This is a genomic window from Dyadobacter sp. SG02 (genome assembly GCF_900109045.1).
GTDB lineage: Bacteria > Bacteroidota > Bacteroidia > Cytophagales > Spirosomataceae > Dyadobacter.
Genome location: NZ_FNYL01000002.1, coordinates 735,355 through 755,358, shown reverse-complemented (window position 1 = coordinate 755,358; position 20,004 = coordinate 735,355). Strand labels below are relative to the sequence as shown.

Here is a 20,004-nt window from a genome sequence, read left to right as displayed (position 1 = left end):
ACCGCTTACCTTTGCCGTCCTACTGCAATACTGTGAAAGAAAACAGATCGAAATACAAGCTGGTGGTCAACCACGTGACAGACCGCATCCAGTCGGGGGAATATGGCAATGGCGACCGCATTCCGTCCATCAATGCATTCCGGACCGAGTACAATCTCTCGCGCGACACGGTTTTCGCCGGCCTGCGCGAGTTGATTTCAAGGGGCATTATTACTTCCAATCATGGCGTCGGATATTTTGTAAACAGTACCAAAATCGGTGCCGCGCACCATATTTTCCTGCTTTTCAACGAGTTGAACGGCTTCAAGGAAGTTTTGTTCAAATCATTCATCGAATCGATAGGCAGCGCAGCCACGGTCGATCTGTATTTTCATAACTACAACCGCAAGGTGTTCGAAACGCTCGTCGCCGACGCCCGCGGCAAGTATACCGATTACGTGATCATGTCGGGCAAGTTCCAGGGCATCGGTCCGCTGCTCGAATCGCTTATGGGCCGCGTTTTCCTGCTCGACCATTTCGATTTTGAATTGAAAGGCCAGTACTCGGCTGTGTTTCAGGATTTTGACAAAAACACTTATGAAGCGCTCGCATCCGGCCTCGACCTGATCCGTAAGTACCGTCGGATTTTCATGGTCCAGAAGGAAGAAAAGGAGCCAGAGGAAAGGTATGACGGATTGAAACGATTCTGCCTCGAACATGACTTCGAGCATGCTTATATCCCCGAAATCACCGGCCACACGATCCGCCCGGGCGATTTGTTCATCGTGGTGAAAGACGAAGACCTCGCCGAACTCATCAAGCAGGCCGAGATGCTCCAAATGACGCCGGGCGCACATTTTGGCATAATCTCCTACAATGATACCCCGCTGAAAGAAGTGCTCGCAGGCGGCATTACCACGCTCTCCACCGATTTTAAACGCATGGGTAAAACCATGGCCGGGCTGATCGATACCAAAGCCATTTGCACCATTGAAAATCCCTGGCAACTGAATGTGCGGAAGTCACTTTGACGGCCGCGTTTGCTTCGGATACCGATATGTGGTTATACTTGCATTATGTCAATTTCAGATAAAAGCATTTTAATACTCGGCTGTTTCGATACGAAAGGCGAAGTGTTCTCCTATTTGCGGGATTGCATCGTCGCACGCGGCGAAGCGGTCGTTACCATCAACACGGGTATTTTTGGAACTACCAGCGCATTCCCCGCCGATTTCGAAGCCGACGCCGTCGCCGCTGCCGCCGGTCACGATATTACCGACCTGCGCCGCGATCGCGACCGGGGCAAGGCCATAGACGTCATGGGAAAGGGTGCTTCCCGGCTGGTTTCGCAGCTTTACCATGAAGGAAAAATCAAGGCCGTCGTCGGAATGGGCGGCGGGGGCGGTACTTATATTGCCCTTTCAGCCATGCAAGGCATTCCTTTCGGCGTGCCGAAGGTCTGTCTGACCACGTTGGCCACGAAAGACCTCTCGCGGCAGATCGGCGACAAAGATATTATGCTGATCCCGTCCGTCGTGGACGTGGCCGGTATGAACCATATTTTAAGGCAGCTGGTAGCACAAGCCGCCGCTGCCGTCTGCGCGATGGCTAATGTCGAAACTACCGATAACGACACGAAAACAAGAAGCATTGCGATCAGCATGTTCGGGAACACCACGGCGTGCGTCGACAAATGCACCGGGCTTCTGACCGGCGCCGGTTATGAGGTGCTCGCCTTCCATGCGACCGGCGTGGGCGGTAAAACTATGGAATCGCTGATCCGTGAGGGCTGTTTCGATGCCGTGCTCGACATTACCACCACCGAGCTCGCCGACGATCTTTGCGGCGGCATTTGCAGCGCGGGACCGGAAAGGCTTACCGCCGCGGTAGAAATGGGCATTCCGCAAGTGGTCGTGCCGGGATGTATGGATATGGTCAATTTCGCGCACCTCGATACCGTCCCACGCGCGTTCGCGGACAGGCACCTGTACAGCTGGGCTCCCGACGTGACGCTCATGCGTACGGACGAGCGCGAGAACGCGATCCTGGGCGAGCGCCTCGCGCGCAAGGTAAGCCAATCGCCCGTACCTGCGGTGGTCGTACTGCCTTTGAAAGGCATTTCGCAGGTCGCTTCGGAGGGCGGGATTTTTCACGATCCTGCCGCGGACAGGGCATTGTTCCATGCGATCCGCACCCATGTTTCCGGTAATGTATCAGTCATCGAGGCTGATACGCACATTAATGACCCGGCATTCGCCCTGTTGTTGGTGGAAACATTGCTGGGCTTAATGCAAAAGAAATAGTTGAAACAAATCATCTAATCATTTAATAATCAAACCGAAACAACATGCCTAACCCATGGACAGGTAAGGGAAATCCTTATACGAAACAGGAAGTAAGAGACCGCCTGCAAGCGACGATCAATCAGGGAAAAGCGATTATAGCAGCCGGCGCGGGCACGGGTATCAGCGCCAAATTCATCGAGAAAGGCGGTGCCGATCTCATTATTATTTATAACTCCGGCCGTTTCCGGATGGCCGGGCACGGCTCCACGGCCGGCCTGATGGCCTATGGCGATGCCAATGCGGTGGCCATGGAAATCGGGGAATTCGAGGTATTGCCGGTGGTGGAGGAAATCCCGGTGATATGCGGCGTACACGGCTCCGATCCCCGTCGCAGAATGTGGCACCATTTGCTGAAAGTAAAGGAAATGGGTTTTTCAGGCGTGAACAACTTCCCTACCCACAGCATCGTGGACGGGCATTTCAGGCAGGTATTGGAAGAAACCGGAATGGGTTTTGCCAAAGAGGTCGAAATGATCAGACTGGCGACCATGATGGATCTCTTCTCGATCGTGTACGTAGCGACGCCCGAGGAAGCACGCCAGATGGCAGAAGTAGGCGCGGACGCCATCATTGCACACGTCGGCACCACGGTAGGCGGCTCCATCGGTGTGGTGGACGCCACTTGCAGCATGGACGAAGCAATTGAACGTACGCAGCTGATCGGCGATGCCGCGCGAAATGTCAACCCGAACGTATTCGTACTCGCCCACGGCGGCCCGGTGAATACCCCCTCGGACGTCCGCGAAGTACTTTCCAAAAGCGACATCCACGGCTTCGTAGGCGCCTCCTCCCTCGAACGCATGGGCGTAGAGCAGTCGCTGACCGAGCTGACGCGGGATTTTAAGCGGATTATGTTGGGGAATGGGTGATGACGGGCTTGCGGTATTTTTATCTGGCTTGCAAATGACCATTGACGAAAGACCATTGACCATAGACGTGAGATCATAGACATAGACGAGAGACCATAGACCATGGTGTATGTTACAATTAAGTAACGAACATGGTCCGTGGTCTTTCGTCTATGGTCATTTGAACGATCTCGCCTGACAGCAAGCCGTCTTCAATACAAAACTACCTTCTTCACTACCGTACCGCCCGCCGTAGTTACCCGTACCAGCACAATGCCGCTGGCTGCCCGTGAGAGGTTCATGGTTGATTCTTTTGAAACCACTAATACGCGGCCCGAAAGATCGTAAACGGTGGCCTGGTTGATAGGCTCGCTGGATTGGATGTGGACGAGCCGTGCGGGATCTGCCCATACGGTTACGGAACATTGCGGGTCTCCAAACCGCACGGCCACGGCGCGGGAACGCTCGGTAGTGCCATCGAAATCGGTCTGGCGCAGGCGGTAGTAGCTCAGGCCGGGTGCGGGTTTTTCGTCGCGGAATGTATAATCCTTCACCACTGCTGTGGTAGCATTGCCATCCACGAAGCCTATATCATTCCAGTTGAATGCGTCGGTACTGCGCTCGATGTAGAAGCCGGCGTTGTCGGTCTCGGAGGTGGTGCGCCATTCAAGTCTCACGATGGAATTTTCCGGGCGGGCATTGAAGGAAACGAGCGTGACAGGCATTGGGTCGTCGTAACGCAATTTTACCGCATTCGCTTCATACACCACCTTCCAGCCGATTGCCAACCCTGTCACCGAGCTGAATGTGCCCGATACCAATGTAGCACTCAGGATCGTAAACTGATCTCCGATGGCCGGGGTATAATTAACCTTTACAGCCAATGTGCCGCCAAGTGTTGCCTGTCCCGTGACGACGATCTGGTCATAATCGGTGCCCGCTGCGCCCAATCCATTCAATTCCATATCCAGAATGCTGTTGGTAAAATCATGGCTGGCATTGAATGTCAGCATACCTGGTGAATATCCCGGAGATAATGTACCTCCATTGCTCGTCAATGACAGCGGGTTAATAGAGCCGGTTCCTTTAACGACCCCTCCGGTATTGTTGTTGAACGAGCCTCCCTGGCGCGTCAGTAACAATGTAACCTTGCCGGGAGCCCCGAATTGGACGGTTCCTGTATTTTCAAATACACCCTCTGACCGGATACCGTCGTGCGACCAATCGAGACTGATCGTCCCACCCGCATTATTCAGGAAGGTTGCCTGGTTGCGGATGCCGAAGTCCCCGGTATAATTTAGACCGCCCGTGGTAATACTTCCGGCATTGGTGAATGTATTCTGAAAATTTCGCAGAGCCGCATTGGTCGAGCCGTCGATACGGATATCGCCATTATCTTCATTGGTAAAGGGCGCCTCATTGAAAATACCATTGATCCCCGGAGACTGGCTCGCGCCGATCGTCAGCCTGGCATCATTGGTAAAAGTGCCGCTGGAATGATACAACCCTGTATCCGTCGACCGATCAATGCGAATGTGCCCCGCGCCGCTGTTTTGAAAAGTCGATCGGTTTACCATTCCGTACGACCCTACGCTCTCAGCGCCGCCGAGGGTGATCTGTGCTTCATTGGTAAAAGCGCCGAAAGGTGTTTTCAATGCGATGTTGGTGCTGCGGTCGATGCGGATATGTCCTGCGCCCGTGTTGGTGAATGTCGCCTGGTTCTCCAAGCCGTCGGGACCTACGGTAGCGCTGCTGCCGATCGTCAGGTTTCCGGCATTAACGAATGTCGCAGCCGGTGCTGGTGCATCGGCGTTGGTTTGCCATAAACCGGTGACGGTCGAGCGGTCGATCAGGAGATTGGAACCGGCATTATTTTTAAACTCGCCAGTGTTCCTCAAACCATATTGCCCAACGGCATTGCCGTTGCCAATGGTGATATCGCCGTCGTTCGTAAAAGTACCGGCGATGTGGTAAAGACCCACTTCGGATGTGTTATCGATCCGGATATCCCCTCCCACATGGTTATTGAACGCCGCGCGGCTCTCGATACCGGTCGTTCCCCCGGCGATACCTTCGCCGATGACGATGTCCGAAGCATTGTTGAAGGTACCCGAAGCCTGGTAAATCGACGACCCCGTTGCCCTGCCTATCCAGAGGCTGCCCGCTCCCGTATGCTCGAATATGCCCTCATTCACAAGTCCGTGTATTCCCGTACTGCCGCTCCAACCGATGACAAGGCTGGCCGAATTGGTAAACGTCCCTGCCGAATTATACAAGCCGATATCAGTGGTCTGGTCTATGACAATATCCCCTCCGGCATTATTATTGAAATTGGCCATGTTACGAATACCTATCGTCCCAACGCCGGCCGACACTCCGATGTAAAGGTCGGCGGCGTTGTTGAAGGTTGCGTGTATAGATTTGGATTCGTCGGCATTGTTGACCAATGCCCTTAATGTGGAATTGCTGATCAGGATCTGACCGTCGGCATTGTTATTGATCACAGCGTCGTTCCAAATACCGTGCAGCCCCACGGGATCACGCTCACCGATCGTCAGCATACCGGCATTGCTAAAGGTACCGGATGCGTTATAGAATGCAGTGTTGGTAGACTTCGAAATGCTTATCCGTGCGTCAGCATTGTTATTGAAGGTCTTATGGTTAATAATCCCAAAATCTCCGGCGCTGTCTGATCCTACATCAAACGACCCGCTATTGTCGATCTTTCCTTCATTGTTAACTGCCGCCTCAAAATTGAATGGCGAGGTGTAAGCCGCTTTACCCTGTACCCCTATTATTACCCCTGCGTTGATCGTTAGCAAGGCATCCGGCTGTATGTGGAGCGACTTCATGATGGCCGACGACATGATCACGGGTGCATTGGTCACGTTTGGAATAGTAACATTGTCGCCACCCGTCGGCACGGTTCCGTCCATCCAGTTGGCTCCGTCGTGCCAATTGGTCGAAACGCATCCGGTCCAGGTATCAAGGGCCGTCACCGGATACTGGGGGTTAATCACCACAGGGTTTGCCGGATACGCGCCCTCGCAAGCCGGACTGGCCTTCAATCGCGCTTTCAAAATGTAACTTCCGCCGGGAAGCGAAGAAAAAACAGGATTCTCAGACCATGACTGCCCGTTGTCCACGCTGTATTCGAGCGCACCGTTCCCTGTCGCGTGTACGGTGATCGCTCCCGTCGCCTGGGAGCATGACGTTTGTGCTACATCAGGCGCAGCGAGAACAGGCGGTGCGCAGCATTCTGTGAGTGTCAGTTGCCAGGGCACTGTCCACGAACAATTTGCCCCGTCGGCAATCCTTACAAACAGGTTGTGCGTTTCCTCGCTCAGTGAGGCGTCTGGTGTAAAAGTGTTGGTCGCTCCGTCATACACACCCGCAGACGTAGTCGCCGTCTGATCGGTAAAAACACCGGTAATCGTGAAGTCGATCGGGCCTGCTCCAAATGGCCGGTTCAATGATCCGCAGCTGCTTACGGAGCCTGGTGTATTGACAATCTCTTTATTTAAAATGCCTTGAAAAGTGTTGCCTTGCGGAAAAACCAGGACGCCATTATTCATAAACTGCGCGGGGGCGATGTACGTGTGCGTGCCGGAGGTGTTCACCTCAAAAAAACCGTCGTTGGCGATATCGGAAGCCATATTAAGCGGGGCAAACAGGCGCATTTCTGCGCAATCCTCGTTCCCCACAACGGCGGCGTTGGAAATGCTGTAAGTACCCGGAACATTGGCGCCGATGATCGTCGTCCCGTCATTTCTGAAACTTCCAGTCCATTCGAGACGAAAGCCATTGGTGGCCGCACGGTCTATTTTGAGCGTACCGGCATTCACAAACCCACCCAGGTTTTCAAATCCTGAAATGCCCACGTTGGCAGTGGCACCGATCGTAATCTCTCCATCATTCTGCATCGCTCCGCGAATGGCGGCATCGGTATTGGAGTTGTTCATGATACCGCGTATCGAAGTGCGGTCTATTACCACTTTTCCAGTGCTGTAAATATAGATTTGCCCGTCGTTCCAGAGTCCATGGTTACCCGAACTGGCCAATGAGCCGATCGATATTTCTCCACGGTTCTCTAACCGCCCTTTGCTGTTGAAAATCCCGGCCTCAACGGAGTTGTTGATCTCCACTTTCGCACCAATCATGTTATTGAACCTCCCCGGATTATAAATGCCGTGATCGCCCGAACTGCCCGTGGAGCCGATTACAAGCTCGCCAAGATTATCGATCGTACCCAGGTTGGCGAGTGCTGAAGTGAATGTCGAAGGTGTCGTGTAAGATGCAAAACTGCTGATCGTGAGTTTTCCTCCGGCACTGATCGTTAACAAGGCATCCGCCTGTACAAGTACCGAGCGCGCAGCCGCCGCGGTACCCGCTCCTACCACCGGGTTGTTTGCAACGACCGGTATGCGCACATCGTCATCGGCATCCGGCACACCGGCCGACCAGTTCGCCGGATTACCCCAATTCGCATCCGCACCGCCGTTCCAGGTGGTCTGCGCGAATGCATTTGCGGTGAACAGCAGCGATAAAAGGGTTAGTATAGTTGGTTTCATTTTGGTTAGTTTATATAAAAATGACCATGGACGATGAATCGCTGACCATGGGTTTCACTTAACTAGACATGACCCATGGTCAATGGTCGATGGTCGAAGGGTTATGATCAACGGTCAATGGTCCATCGCCAGCTCAAACAGCTATTTCCCCGGCTGCGGCACATACCGCAAATACGGCTTCACGGTCTTCCAGCCTTCTGGGTATTTCTCCTTCGCTTCGGCGTCGGATACTGCGGGGACGATGATCACCTCGTCGCCATTTTGCCAGTTCACGGGCGTTGCCACTTTGTGTTGTGCAGTGAGCTGCATGGAATCGAGGACGCGGAGGATTTCGTGAAAATTGCGTCCTGTCGTCATCGGGTAGGTCAGGTTCAGCTTGATCTTCTTGTCGGGGCCGACGATGAATACCGAGCGAACGGTCTGATTCGTGGCGGCGGTGCGGCCTTCGGAAGTGCCGGGCTCCTCGGCCGGAAGCATATCGTACAGTTTCGCAATCGCCAGGTTTGGGTCCCCGATCATCGGGTAGTTTACTGCGTGGCCCTGTGTTTCTTCGATGTCCTTCTCCCATTTCAAATGGCTGTCTACCGGGTCGACGCTCAGGCCGATCACCTTGCAGTTGCGCTGCGCGAACTCGGGGGCGAGCCTGGCCATGTACCCGAGCTCGGTTGTGCATACGGGCGTGAAGTCCTTGGGGTGTGAAAAAAGTATGGCCCAGCCGTCGCCGATCCACTCGTGGAACTGGATGGTACCCTGGGTAGTATCAGCCTCGAAGTCCGGAGCGATGTCGTTGATTCTCAAACTCATGGTATGAAGTAGTTTTAAAGGTTAATGGATGATTGTGGTCATGTGAATAGGTGTGGACGGCCATCAGAGAAGCGTATATCGCTTTTTGCAGGTTTCGCATTCGTAGCATTCGGGTTTGAGTCTGCCCAGCGAAAAGATTTTCGCCAGGCGGGCGATGTGGCATTTTCTGTCGGACGCGATCAGGTTTCCGCCGCATAATGTACAGCGGATGCCCACAATGGTCCGTTTTATGATGATTTTGTCCAGATCGAGCAAGCCCATAACACCGTCAAAAGTCACCGCTGGCGGGTTTTTGAGCAAAAAAATGGGACGAATGTCGTTGGGATGGGATGAATGTCGGGAGGTTTGGGAAGAGGGAGGGGTGTGGGGGCCAGGGTCCATCGTCCATCGTCAAAAAAACAACGGTCATCCCTCCCCACCAATCCCCAACGTCCTCAGCAACTCCTCCCGGTACGACTTCCCGATCGGCAACTTCTCGCCGTGCGCCGAAAGTTCATTCGGGAAAACGTCTTCGATGAAATGGCTATTCACTGCAAAGCGCCGGTGGATACGGATAAAACGGCCCGGATCTAGCTGTTCCGTGAAATCGTTGATCGTGGAACGGACCATGATCTTTTTTTGGGACGTCAGGTGCAGAAGGACGTAATTGGCTTCGCTTTCGAGGTAAAGGAGCTCGTCGAAGAATACCTTTCGGAAAACGTAGCCGTCCTTGACGAAAATGAAGTTTTTGGGAGAAGATGAGGCAGACTTTCCGGGTTTGGCACCGGCCTGTGTACCGGTAAAATTATGAAAGGCGATCTCGATCGCCGCGTAGAGTTCTTCTTTGGTGAACGGCTTTACGATATACGCATGTGGCTTCACCTTTTTGGCGCGATCGATGGTTTCGAAATCGCTGTTGGCTGTGAGGAAAATGAATGGCAGTTTGTAGGTTTCGTTGAGCCGTTCCGCCACGTCGAAGCCGTCTTTGCGGCCTGCGAGCTGGATGTCGAGCAGCAGCAGGTCGGGTTTGTCGGTGTCGAGCATTTCGAGGGCTTCGGTGTAGCTGATCGCCGGGCCGCAATGTGCGTAACCCAGTTCTTCGAGCGTGCCCAGGATCGTGCGTGCAATCACGAGCTCGTCTTCCACAATACCGATTTTCAATTCTGCCATCAGGGTTTAGTCTTGGTTTTTACGTATTTCCCTATTCGTGAAATGGATGGTAAACAAGGCGCTGTCCTGGTAATGCACACGCCCTCCTATCTGCCGGCTGAGATCGTTCACGAGCTGCAAGCCCAGCGTCGTTGCACGGCTCAGGTCAAAGTTCGTCGGCAGGCCAGGCCCATTATCGGAATATACCAGCTTAAACCTTCCTTCCGAAGCAACGTCGATCGTCAACCTTATTTCACCTTCGGATACTTCTTTGAATGCATATTTAAACGAATTCGACAACAATTCGTTCAAAATTAGTCCCAGCGGCACGGCAGAATCGATATCCAGATGTACGTCGGGCACTTCGATGACGACCGAAACCTTTTTTTCGGTTTGAAATACACTTTGTACCTGCCTGCACAGATCGGTCGTGAAACGTTGCAGGTCGATGCTGCTGAGGTTTTCGAACTGGTACAGGTTCTGGTGGATCAATGCAATGCTCCGCACCCGGTTCCGCCCTTCCTCCAATGCCCCGCGGGCTGCTTCGTCAGTAAGGCTTTTGCCCTGCAATTCCAGGAGCCCCGAAATCACCTGCAAATTGTTCTTCACGCGATGGTGGATCTCTTTCATCAATACATCCTTTTCCAAAAGCAATGCGGTTTGCTCGGAAAGCGATTGTTTCAGCTGCCTCGTCCGCTCACTGACCGTTTCTTCCAACCTGCTTTTCTCCCGAGCCAATTGCTGGATCCTAAACCTGATAAACAGATAGATCAGCAACCCGATCAGCAGCGCCACCACAAGTAGAAAGTACCATTGCAAGTAAACGGGTTTCAAAACTTTCAGCGGAATAGCCAGTTCCTCTTTGTTCCAGGCCCCTTCCCTATTCTGCGCCCTGACCCTCAGCACGTAATCGCCGTAAGGCAAACCGCTGATCCGGACCGAATTTTCGTTGATAAAAACCCAATTCTTGTCCAGTCCCGCGATCAGGTAGGCATATCTCGCGCCTTTGTCTTTGGTAAAATCCAGCAACTGGAAATCCAGTGTGAAAAATTTGTCGTCCGGTTCTAGCACAATGCGCGGATTGCGGAGTAATTCGGTGGTTTTGTTAACGAGCTCACTGGCCTCGCCCACAAACTGGTTGAATGCAATCACCCGCAACGGCACGCGCAGCTGCGAAGTGTCGGTCTTGAAATCACGCGGATCGAAACCCACTACACCGTTCAACCCGCCGAAATATAGCTTCCCGTCGGCGGCCTGGAACGACGACGTCCGGTTGAACTCGTTATGGGAAATACCGTCGGTGGTGGTGTAGGTATTAATGGAAAAACTCTTACGGTTGAAACGAATGAGGCCGTAGTCGGAACTGATCCAGAGGTTATTGAATGCATCCGGCTCGATGCGGTAGAGCACGTCGGACGGAAATCCGACCGTAATATTGAACTGCCGCGAGCGGTTGGTCTTCGGGTCCCAGCGGTAAAGCCCCTCGCCATTTGTGACGAGCCACCATACACCGTCGGTATCCTGCCAGGCGTCGAGCAGGCTCAACGCATTCAGAAACGGCGATTGCATCCGGACCATTTGCAGGGGCCGGCCTTGCGCAGGATAGCCGGCTAGCCGGTACAGCCCGTTTTCGGCAACGGCCCACACGGCCTTGTTTTTATCCCGCAAGAAACGGTACACAAACCTGGCTTCCGGCGCAGGTGGTCCCGAAGAAGGTAGCGGTTCGAACCGGTCGGCTGCCGAATTGAAGATTGAAAAGCCATTGATACACCCCAATAACAGCAGGCTGTCGTTCAACGAATGCATCGACCATATCTCCGAAGGCGGGGCTGCCGCAAAACCAATGAACCGTTTCTGCATTTCGTCGTACCGCGACAATCCGAAGCCGCCCGTATACAGCGCCCCGCCATGCCGGGTAATGCCATAATTGATGAAATTATGACTGAACCCCTGCGTGCGGTCGTCCCGCTGGATAAATGTATGCCCCCACACGTTCGCTACCACCTGCCCATGCGTGTCCGCGAGTATGCCGCGCGCTTGTCCGTTCCGCTCCATCGACTGCTGACCGGTCGAGAAATAGGGTTTGAATCGGTTCTTTTTGATCGTCAGCTGCATGACGCCGGATGACGTACACAGCCACAGATTCCCCAGTTTATCGGGAAAAAGCCGGTATATGAATAAGTTTTCGAAGCCTTTCAACTCCGACTTGCCCATTACTTTCAGAAAACCATGCTTGTTCCAGAGATATAGCGCATCGGTGGCAATGTAGAATGCCGTGGCCTGTCCGTCGGTCGCCGGCCACACCTGGTACCAGTACCGGCCCTTCACCGCATTCAAATGATATTGATCCAGGTTCTCAACTTCCACGAGCTGACCGCCTCCCGTCAGTTTGTCTACGAGGAAGTTATCCATATCGCCCGCGACATTATAGGTGATCAGCAACTCGTTCCGTTCTGTCAAGCCGACGGGCAGCGACCGGAGCACATCATGCTGGCGGAACGGAGTCACCTTTTTGTCCTTCACCACATATTGCACCTGCTGGTTAGTCAGTTTCAAATGGGCCGTTCCTCTGATAAAAGTGTTCACCGGACCGGTAACGCGGTAATCGATCAGGGAATCCTGCCCGAACCACCCTTTCATTTCCAGCATCAGCCTGAACCCCTTTTTGGAAGAATACCGCCAGTACCGGAAAGGTGACGCAGTGAGAAAGCTGATTTCGCCGGTACCGTCGTTGGTGATCCAGTACACATCGCTTTCCTTGAATGGCAGATTAGGAAAAGCGGTCGTCAGCGTTTTCACCTTTTGCGTAGTGGCATCCATCACGTCCACCTTCCCGATGGTCGTCAGCTGGAACCCGGCGCTGCCGTATTGAATGAAAAGACGGTTGGCGTCGTCGACCGCCAGTTGCACCACTTTGTTTTCCTGAAGGTCGTTGCGCTGGCGGGTAAAAAGCAGGCATTTGCTCCCGTCGAAGCGGTTCAACCCGTTGCGCGTCCCAAACCACAGGAACCCCGACGAATCCTGCACGCCGCAGAATACCTCGTGTGACGCAAACCCGTTTTCAACAGATAGTAATCTTTTGGTAATGGTGTATTCCAAACTGGTACGTATGGAATCGCCCTGCCCGAAAACTGTCAGGGCATTCAGAAATAGCAACAGCAACCAGTGCACGCGGAAACGGCGCGGTTTCCAAAACCGACGATCTGCCAACGACAACTCCTTTGAGGTGAAAGCGGCAAGATAACCGAAATTTCACTATCAGGTATCCGCCAGCTGCAAATGCACATAAAAATCATTGACCGAACGCGTACGCCAGTTGATCGATAACACATTGGTCAGCAGGCTGCCCAGCTCTTCCATAGCACTCGGCTTCGACAAATATCCCGTAGCGCCGAGCTTGCGCGCTTCCTCTACCGTGAGGTGATCCTGGGCGGTCGAAAACAGGAATACCGGCAGTTCTTTGGAATAATGCTCCCGGATGTTGCGCAGACATTCAAGGCCGTTTTGCAGGGGCATATTGATATCGAGGAAGACAATATCGGGTTCGTCCCTGAGGGGTATTTTCAGGGCATCGAACAATTCCTGGCCGTTCGCGAATGTGCTTAATGCGTGTCCTGCTTTCAGTCCGTTCAAGGCGCGTTCGAAGAGGTAAATGTCGTCGTGGTCGTCTTCCGCCAGAAAGATCAGCTGTCCATTGCCTGGGTCTCCGGTCGGGTCTGCGTGCTTCGGGTCTGGGTTTGATTCCATGGAAAGTTAATAGTATAAATTGCCCATGCTTAAAATCAAAATATAGTTAAATACTATGCCATCTGACATCGCACATCTGCGCCGCATCCGCACACACGAAGAACCCGACCGCGCTGGCGGCCGGGGAACTTACCCGGGGCTTTTATTCCACAATGCTGTGGAACAGTTTTGAAAAGCGCATTTTGCAATAGGATCGTTATTGGTTTGCTCCGCCGTTCACCAGCAAATGCTGGCCGTTCACGAACGAAGAAAGGTCGCTGGCAAAGAACTCGGCGATATTGGCCACGTCTTCCACCTCGGCCAGGCGACCCATCGGACAGCTATCGAGCAGCGATTTCCGCAGTTCCGGATAGCTGCCCTCTTCCGCGAAAATACCCGAATGGTCTACCGCGAACGGGATAATCGAGTTCACGGTCACGCCACGGTGGCCGATTTCTTTGGACAAAACATCCACCAGGTAACGCGGTGTGGTTTTGCTGCCCCCGTACACGGCCATCCCGGCCACGGGAAATGCGGTAGTACTCGAAGCGATGTAGATAATGCGGCCGTTGTTTTCGACATTCAATGCGGCCTGCTGCATGGTGAAGTAAGCGCCTTTGGTATTAATGGAAAACAGGCGGTCGAACTGTTCCTCGGTGAACTGGGTAACGGGCGTTTCTACCATTTCGATACCCGCATTGGCTACTACTATATCGATTTTACCAAATGCCTTTTTAGCTTCATCGAACAGGCGGTGAATGTCCGCTACCTTGCTCACATCGGCCTGTACGGCGATGACGCGGGCCCCCATGGCGGTGATATTGCTTACTACTTCCTCGGCCGAAGCTTTGTCGCGGGAGTAGTTGATAACGATGTCGGCGCCGAGTGCGGCGTAACGTTCTGCGATGGCTTTTCCAAGGCCTCTTGCGGATCCTGTGATAACGGCAACTTTGTTTTTGAGCGAGTTCATGGTCGTTTTTGTTTAGTGTTAAAGAACATTACAAAGGTGGCCGATAGAACCCGCCTGCGGCGTACAAGGATTACAGCAAGAGTTGCAAATTTCTCAGATCAGGTGGTTTTTGTAATTAATTGACATTCAACTTCGGAAGCGATTTCCACCAAGTCACCAGCTTCCCGCTCAGCTCTTTGGTGATCTTTTCTTCCGTCGCTTGAAGATTCGTCGTTTCAGCGGAATCCTTTACGATATTGTACAGCTCGACTTTGCTGCCGTCGGCGTCCATCAAAAGCTTCCATTCGCCCGAGCGGACGGCCAGGCGCGGACTACGGTCGTTGCCTTTCGGGTAGTTGTAGGCAACGTCGTTCCTGCCGTATTCCCAATACATTTCCTTTTTTCGCAGCGAAGGTTTCCCCAGCAGTATCCCCGACCGGTCAATACCGTCGCCGTGATAGCTTTCGGGAATTTTCACGCCTGCGAGTTTGGATAAGGTCGGTAAAAGATCGGTTGCGTGCAGCTCCGAGCGGTCGTCCGTTTTGTTGGCCGGAATGTGTCCCGGCCAGCTGATAAGAAACGGCATACGGATACCGCCTTCGTACAGTGACAGCTTCGAACCCCGCAGGCCGCCACTTCTGGCCCCACCGAAAGTGGGAAGCGCGCCATTGTCGCTCGTGAAGATAATGATGGTATTCTCCGCCAGTCCCAGTTCCCGGAGGCCGTCGACCAAACGGCCGATCTGTACATCGTATTCTTTGAGCACACCTTTGAATGCGGCTTCTTCCTGCGGTTTCAAGGGAGATTTGCCGGTGTATTCGGTTTCCGGCTCGGGTACCCAGGGCGTGTGCACGTCGTCGGGCCAGAGGTTTACGAAGCAAGGCTGGCCTTTGTGGCGCTTCATGAAATCCAGCGTCCGGTCGACGAAGTACTTGCTCCTGTCCCACCTTTTAATGCTGTCCTTATCAGACCATATCCAGTTCGTAGCGGTAATAGCGGGGTCCGGTTCGGGGCTTTCGTAGGTGCTGGCATGTTCGTCGAAGCCGTATTGCACAAACCCGGGCGCATTGGTAACGTCCCTCCCGCCGCCCATATGCCATTTGCCGAAATGCCCGGTGGCATAGCCGGCGTTTTTGAAAAAGCGGGCAATGGAAGGCGCCCCGGGATTCAGGTAATCGATTTGTTCGGCGTCTTTGTTGTGTTTTTGGGTATCCAGAAACGTCGTGAAGTTCCATTTACCAGGCTGCATACCGGTAAGAATGCTGGCCCGCGAAGGTGAGCAAATGGGCGCGCCGCTGTAATACTGCGTGAGTTTGAGGCCACTGGCTGCCAGCCGGTCAATATTCGGTGTGGGAACGAAGCGCCCGCCGTACGCGCCGATGTCGCCGTAACCCATGTCGTCCGTCAATATGACGATAATATTAGGCGGCGATTGGGCCGCACGGCGCTGGACAAATGCGGTCAATAAGCTTATTACCAGCACTATTTGTATTACCGACTTTGAAAACCTGTTGAATCCCATGAATTTATATATTGCGATTTTTGCTAATATAGTAAATCCATGGATTTTACTCGCTTCTCAAACTTTTAACAGGGTTCATCAGCGCGGCACGGATACTCTGGAAACTCACCGTGAACAATGCGATGGCGATCGACAAAGCACCGGCCAGCAGGAACACCCACCAACGAATGTCGGTGTGGTAGGCAAAATCCTGCAACCAGTTTTTCATCCCGTACCAGGCAATGGGCGAGGCTATCAGTATCGCAATCAGGACAGGTTTGAGAAAATCCTTCGAAAGCAGCCCGACAATGCTCGGTACCGAAGCACCCAGCACTTTTCTGACGCCGATTTCCTTCGTACGGAGCTCCGCCATGAACATCGAAAGCCCCAGCAAACCCATGCAGGAAATGAGAATGGCGATCCCGGCGAATATACCGAACAACAACTGCTGCGTTTCCTCACGCGCGTAAAGCTTACCGAAACGCTGGTCGAGGAACTCATACTGGAACGGCACGTCGGGAAAACGCTCTTTCCATACCGAGCCGATGTGCGCGATCGCGCCCTGAATGTCCCCGCCCGCGATGTGTACGGACACCCGCCCGAGCCGACCGGGCTGATAGAACATCGCAATAGGCGCCACTTTCTGGTGCAGCGATTCGAAATGGTAGTCGTCGGTGACGCCGATGATCTGCCCCCGCATTTCGCCATAGCCGAAGCGGTTGCCGATCGCGTCTTCCGGATTTTTCCAGCCCAGCAAACGCGCAGCCGTTGCATTGAGGATGAAACCTTCCTTACGATCGGTCGGGTGCTGGCGCGAAAAATTGCGGCCTGCTGCCATCCGGATCTGATAGGTCGGAATAAAGTCTTCATCCACAGAAAGCGACTTGATATTGATCTGCGTAGGCGCCATCGAATCGCCTTTCATCACGTACGCATCCCAGGAATCGAGCAACCGGCCCGAGGGAATCCGCGACGAACGGCCCATTTCCCGCACAGCGGCATGTTCCTTGAACCGCTGCCGGATCGCCTCCACGTCGGTCGTAGAGTCGTCGGGCATGCCGAACACCACCACCTGGTCTTTGGCATATCCGAGCTTGTAATTCTGAATGTAACGCATCTGATTGTAAACCACCGTCGTGCTGATGATCAGCGTGACGGCGATCGCGAACTGTGCTACTACGAGTGTCTGGCGCAGTTTTCCGTTTTTCAGTGCGGAGGCGATTTTACCTTTCAAAACCGCGATAGGCTGAAAACCCGTCATAAAAAACGCCGGGTAACTGCCCGCCGCCAGCCCGGTGAAGACGGTAATGCCGACGAGAATGGTCAGGAAAGTCGGGTCTAGCAATGCGGAAACGGAAAGTTGTTTTTGGGTAAAATTATTGAACAGCGGCAGGCACAATACCATCGTCGTAAATGCGAGTACCACCGAAATCGCGACCAGGATCACCGATTCGCTCAGAAACTGGTTCACCAGCTGCGAACGCACCGCGCCGATCACCTTCCGCATACCTACTTCCTTCGCACGCGTGGCGGATTTGGCCGTGGCCAGGTTCATATAATTGATGCAGGCGATGAGCAGAATGAAAATCGCGATCGCCGAAAACAGGTACACATATTGAATATCCCCGTTGGCCTCGATCTCCGAATCCAGGTGCGAGCGCAGGTGAATGTCGGTGAGTTTAGTGAGCGTCAATACCGAGTATTTCGAAGCCTTGGGGTCGATATGCTTGTTCTGAAATGCGGGGAAAGCCGCTTCGAGTTTTTTAGCGTCGAAATGTTTGGGAAGCAGTAGGAACGTCGAGAAAGAATTGTTACCCCAGTTGGTACGCAGCCCTTCGGCACCGTAAATGCGGTCATCGTTCAGGGTCGAGAAAGAAACCAGGAAGCTGGGATGGAAATGCGACTGCGCAGGCAGCGGCTCGAAAACACCCGTAACCGTGTAGTCAAACTGATTATCCAGCCGCACCACTTTTCCGATCGGATCGTCGTTCCCGAAATACTTCTCGGCCATAGGCTTCGAAAACATGATCGAAAAAGGGTTTTCGAGCGCTTTGTCGGGGTTTCCCTGGTCTATTTTAAAAGTAAAAACCTTGAAAACATTCGCTTCCGCGGCAAACATATTTTCCTCTGAAAACCGTTTCTCGCCGTACTTCACCAATGCACCGGTTTCCAGCAGACGCACAACCTGCTCCACCTGTGGAAAGTCCTGCTTCACCAGCGGGCCAAATGGCGGTGCCGCATGCCCGAGCCTAAGCGATTCCGTGCCGTCGTTGGCCAGGAACGTACGGTTCAGCCTGTAAATACGGTCGCCATGTTCGTGAAAACGATCATACGCCAGTTCATCCTTCACATACAAAGCGAGCAGCAGGAAGCAGGTGAGCCCCAGTGATACGCCGGAAATGTTGATAAAGCTGAAAGCCTTGTGCTTCGTCAGGTTCCGGAAGGCGATTTTCAGATAATTTTTGAACATAATATGGACGTTTGGCCCCGGTAAGGCAAAGGAGAAATCGATTTTCCTGCATATCAACAAATGCATGCCATGTTACTAAACCATTGAAAATCAAAAATTTAATCAAAACAATTCTGTCCGAAATCGGACGCGGTCGTCCGTCGCTGCACGGCTTCCATCGACTGAAAGCGGACAGGCCCGTTCGCTTCCGAACATTCTATCATTTCAAAAACATACTATGTATCAATTAGTTACAAATTGGCATAATACTTGAATGTCCGCATTCATCTAATCAGCCATATTTTATGAAAAACCAGTTCCTGACGTTCATCCTTTTCGCCAACCTCCTCACCACCCCGCTTTACGCCCAAACCGACCCGCTTTCCAAACGCATCGATTCCCTCATGCAGGCCGCCCACCGCATCGGCGTTTTCAATGGTAATGTACTCGTAATGAGTAAGGGACAACCGATTTACAAAGCTGCCGTGGGATTCGCCGATGGTAGCAAACAATACCCGCTCACGCTGCAAAAGCGGTTCGACATCGGCTCCATTGCCAAGGAATTTAACGGCTTGTCGATCATGTTTCTCGCGGAAAAAGGCAAGCTTTCCGTAACCGATCCTGTTCGCAAATACCTCCCCGAGCTGCCCGCATGGGCCGACAGCATTCAGATCGCGCACCTGCTCAGTTACACCAGCGGACTGCCCGCAAGCCCCGCAAATACGGACCAGGCCATCGGGAATGAGCTTCTGGCCATGAAACACCTCGCGAATTCGCCCGGGAAGGCGTACATATACAGCTATTCCAATGTGTACCTTCAACAGCGGATCGTGGAGAAAATATCCGGTTTGAAATACCAGGCATTTTTAGAAAAAAATATCCTGAAACCGGCCGAAATGAAGCGTACCGTGATCGACCTGCCCGTGAACGACACCACGATGGCGATTGCTTTTAACAACAAGTATATCAATGAAGTACCTCGCGAAACCACGACCGGCTGGCCCCGGCTGACGGTAGAAGACCTGTATCGCTTTATGGCGGCGGTCGACAGTTACAAACTCGTCGGGAAAGCCTCGGTCCGGCAACTTTCGGAGCATTTCGGAGAAGGCGAAAGCAGCCTGGGCGAAGGGAGATTTGAGAACGGCGAACTGGTATGGCATCAGCACCACGGCTCCAATTTCAACTACGAAGCGCTGATCACCCATGATCTGAAAAACGACCGGTTCGTGATACTGATGACCAACAACCAGAATTTTAAAGTACGGCAGCTCACTACCGCCATTCTCTCGATCCTAGACAATAAGCCATACACGGTACCCAAACGTTCCTTATACCTCGAACTGCGCGAGGAAATGCTCGCCGATTTCGACGCCGGCGTGGCATTTTACCGGACCGTCCGGGAACAGAAAAAAGACATGTACGACCTGTCGTTCCCCATCGGCGACCTCGTCAATACCGGCAAGTTCCTCATGCGCCGCAACCGGATCGACGACGCTATCAGGGTATTCACGCTTGGCCTCCTCCTCGATTTGCAGGACAAGGATTACGCCATTGCCTGCCAGTTCATCGCAGAAGCGTATAAACAACAGGGTAAGGCGGATCTGGCCGTTTTGTACGCACAGCAAGCCATCCGGAAAGATCCCGATAACAAAATCGTCCGCTCGATACTGGATCAGGCAGCGCGGTAGGCAGGCGGTCCGGGAA

At 53.1% G+C, this 20,004-nt stretch carries 13 protein-coding genes; 4 read left to right on the top strand and 9 right to left on the bottom strand.

The genetic code is table 11. The features are described 5' to 3' along the window. Window positions 1-32 precede the first annotated feature (32 nt). Genes BMW93_RS06640 through BMW93_RS06630 form a run of 3 tightly spaced genes read left to right on the top strand, consistent with a single transcriptional unit; the run spans window position 33 to window position 3,193 of the window. Window positions 33-1,010, top strand: a complete 978-nt coding sequence (locus BMW93_RS06640) for a GntR family transcriptional regulator (protein WP_090374529.1) — start codon at window positions 33-35, stop codon at window positions 1,008-1,010. A 45-nt stretch (window positions 1,011-1,055) separates the two neighbouring features. After that, a complete protein-coding gene (locus BMW93_RS06635; RefSeq protein WP_090374400.1) occupies window positions 1,056-2,282 on the top strand; it encodes a Tm-1-like ATP-binding domain-containing protein in 1,227 nt (408 codons plus the stop codon). Between the two features lie 44 nt (window positions 2,283-2,326). Continuing rightward, window positions 2,327-3,193, top strand: coding sequence for a phosphoenolpyruvate hydrolase family protein (locus tag BMW93_RS06630; protein ID WP_090374399.1), 867 nt, complete (start codon window positions 2,327-2,329; stop codon window positions 3,191-3,193). Window positions 3,194-3,384: 191 nt separating this feature from the next. On the opposite strand, the gene BMW93_RS06625 is transcribed toward BMW93_RS06630, so the two are convergent. The 9 genes from BMW93_RS06625 to BMW93_RS06585 all read right to left on the bottom strand — a co-directional run bounded on the left by BMW93_RS06625 (window position 3,385) and on the right by BMW93_RS06585 (window position 18,321). Continuing rightward, window positions 3,385-7,743, bottom strand: a complete 4,359-nt coding sequence (locus BMW93_RS06625) for a T9SS type A sorting domain-containing protein (RefSeq protein ID WP_090374398.1) — start codon at window positions 7,741-7,743, stop codon at window positions 3,385-3,387. A gap of 141 nt (window positions 7,744-7,884) precedes the next feature. Then, entirely contained in the window at window positions 7,885-8,547 is a 663-nt protein-coding gene (locus BMW93_RS06620; protein WP_090374397.1) for a peroxiredoxin, read from the bottom strand. A gap of 63 nt (window positions 8,548-8,610) precedes the next feature. After that, the gene (locus tag BMW93_RS35120) at window positions 8,611-8,826 is read right to left on the bottom strand and encodes a hypothetical protein (RefSeq protein ID WP_218147669.1); all 216 of its coding nucleotides are present in this window, start codon (window positions 8,824-8,826) and stop codon (window positions 8,611-8,613) included. A gap of 126 nt (window positions 8,827-8,952) precedes the next feature. Beyond that, window positions 8,953-9,696, bottom strand: coding sequence for a LytTR family DNA-binding domain-containing protein (locus BMW93_RS06610; RefSeq protein ID WP_090374395.1), 744 nt, complete (start codon window positions 9,694-9,696; stop codon window positions 8,953-8,955). A gap of 6 nt (window positions 9,697-9,702) precedes the next feature. Further along, on the bottom strand, window positions 9,703-12,846 hold the full coding sequence (locus BMW93_RS06605; protein ID WP_143061614.1) for a histidine kinase dimerization/phosphoacceptor domain -containing protein: 3,144 nt from the start codon (window positions 12,844-12,846) through the stop codon (window positions 9,703-9,705). An 87-nt stretch (window positions 12,847-12,933) separates the two neighbouring features. Continuing rightward, window positions 12,934-13,422 (bottom strand): response regulator, encoded by a 489-nt coding sequence (locus BMW93_RS06600; RefSeq protein WP_090374393.1) that lies wholly within the window; start codon window positions 13,420-13,422, stop codon window positions 12,934-12,936. 196 nt (window positions 13,423-13,618) lie between these two features. After that, the gene (locus BMW93_RS06595; RefSeq protein WP_090374392.1) at window positions 13,619-14,371 is read right to left on the bottom strand and encodes an SDR family oxidoreductase; all 753 of its coding nucleotides are present in this window, start codon (window positions 14,369-14,371) and stop codon (window positions 13,619-13,621) included. Between the two features lie 115 nt (window positions 14,372-14,486). After that, window positions 14,487-15,872 (bottom strand): sulfatase-like hydrolase/transferase, encoded by a 1,386-nt coding sequence (locus BMW93_RS06590; RefSeq protein ID WP_090374391.1) that lies wholly within the window; start codon window positions 15,870-15,872, stop codon window positions 14,487-14,489. Between the two features lie 46 nt (window positions 15,873-15,918). Then, entirely contained in the window at window positions 15,919-18,321 is a 2,403-nt protein-coding gene (locus BMW93_RS06585; RefSeq protein WP_090374390.1) for an ABC transporter permease, read from the bottom strand. A 284-nt stretch (window positions 18,322-18,605) separates the two neighbouring features. Between BMW93_RS06585 and BMW93_RS06580 the strand changes: the two genes are divergently transcribed. Then, on the top strand, window positions 18,606-19,988 hold the full coding sequence (locus BMW93_RS06580; protein ID WP_090374389.1) for a serine hydrolase: 1,383 nt from the start codon (window positions 18,606-18,608) through the stop codon (window positions 19,986-19,988). The last annotated feature ends 16 nt before the right edge of the window (window positions 19,989-20,004 follow it).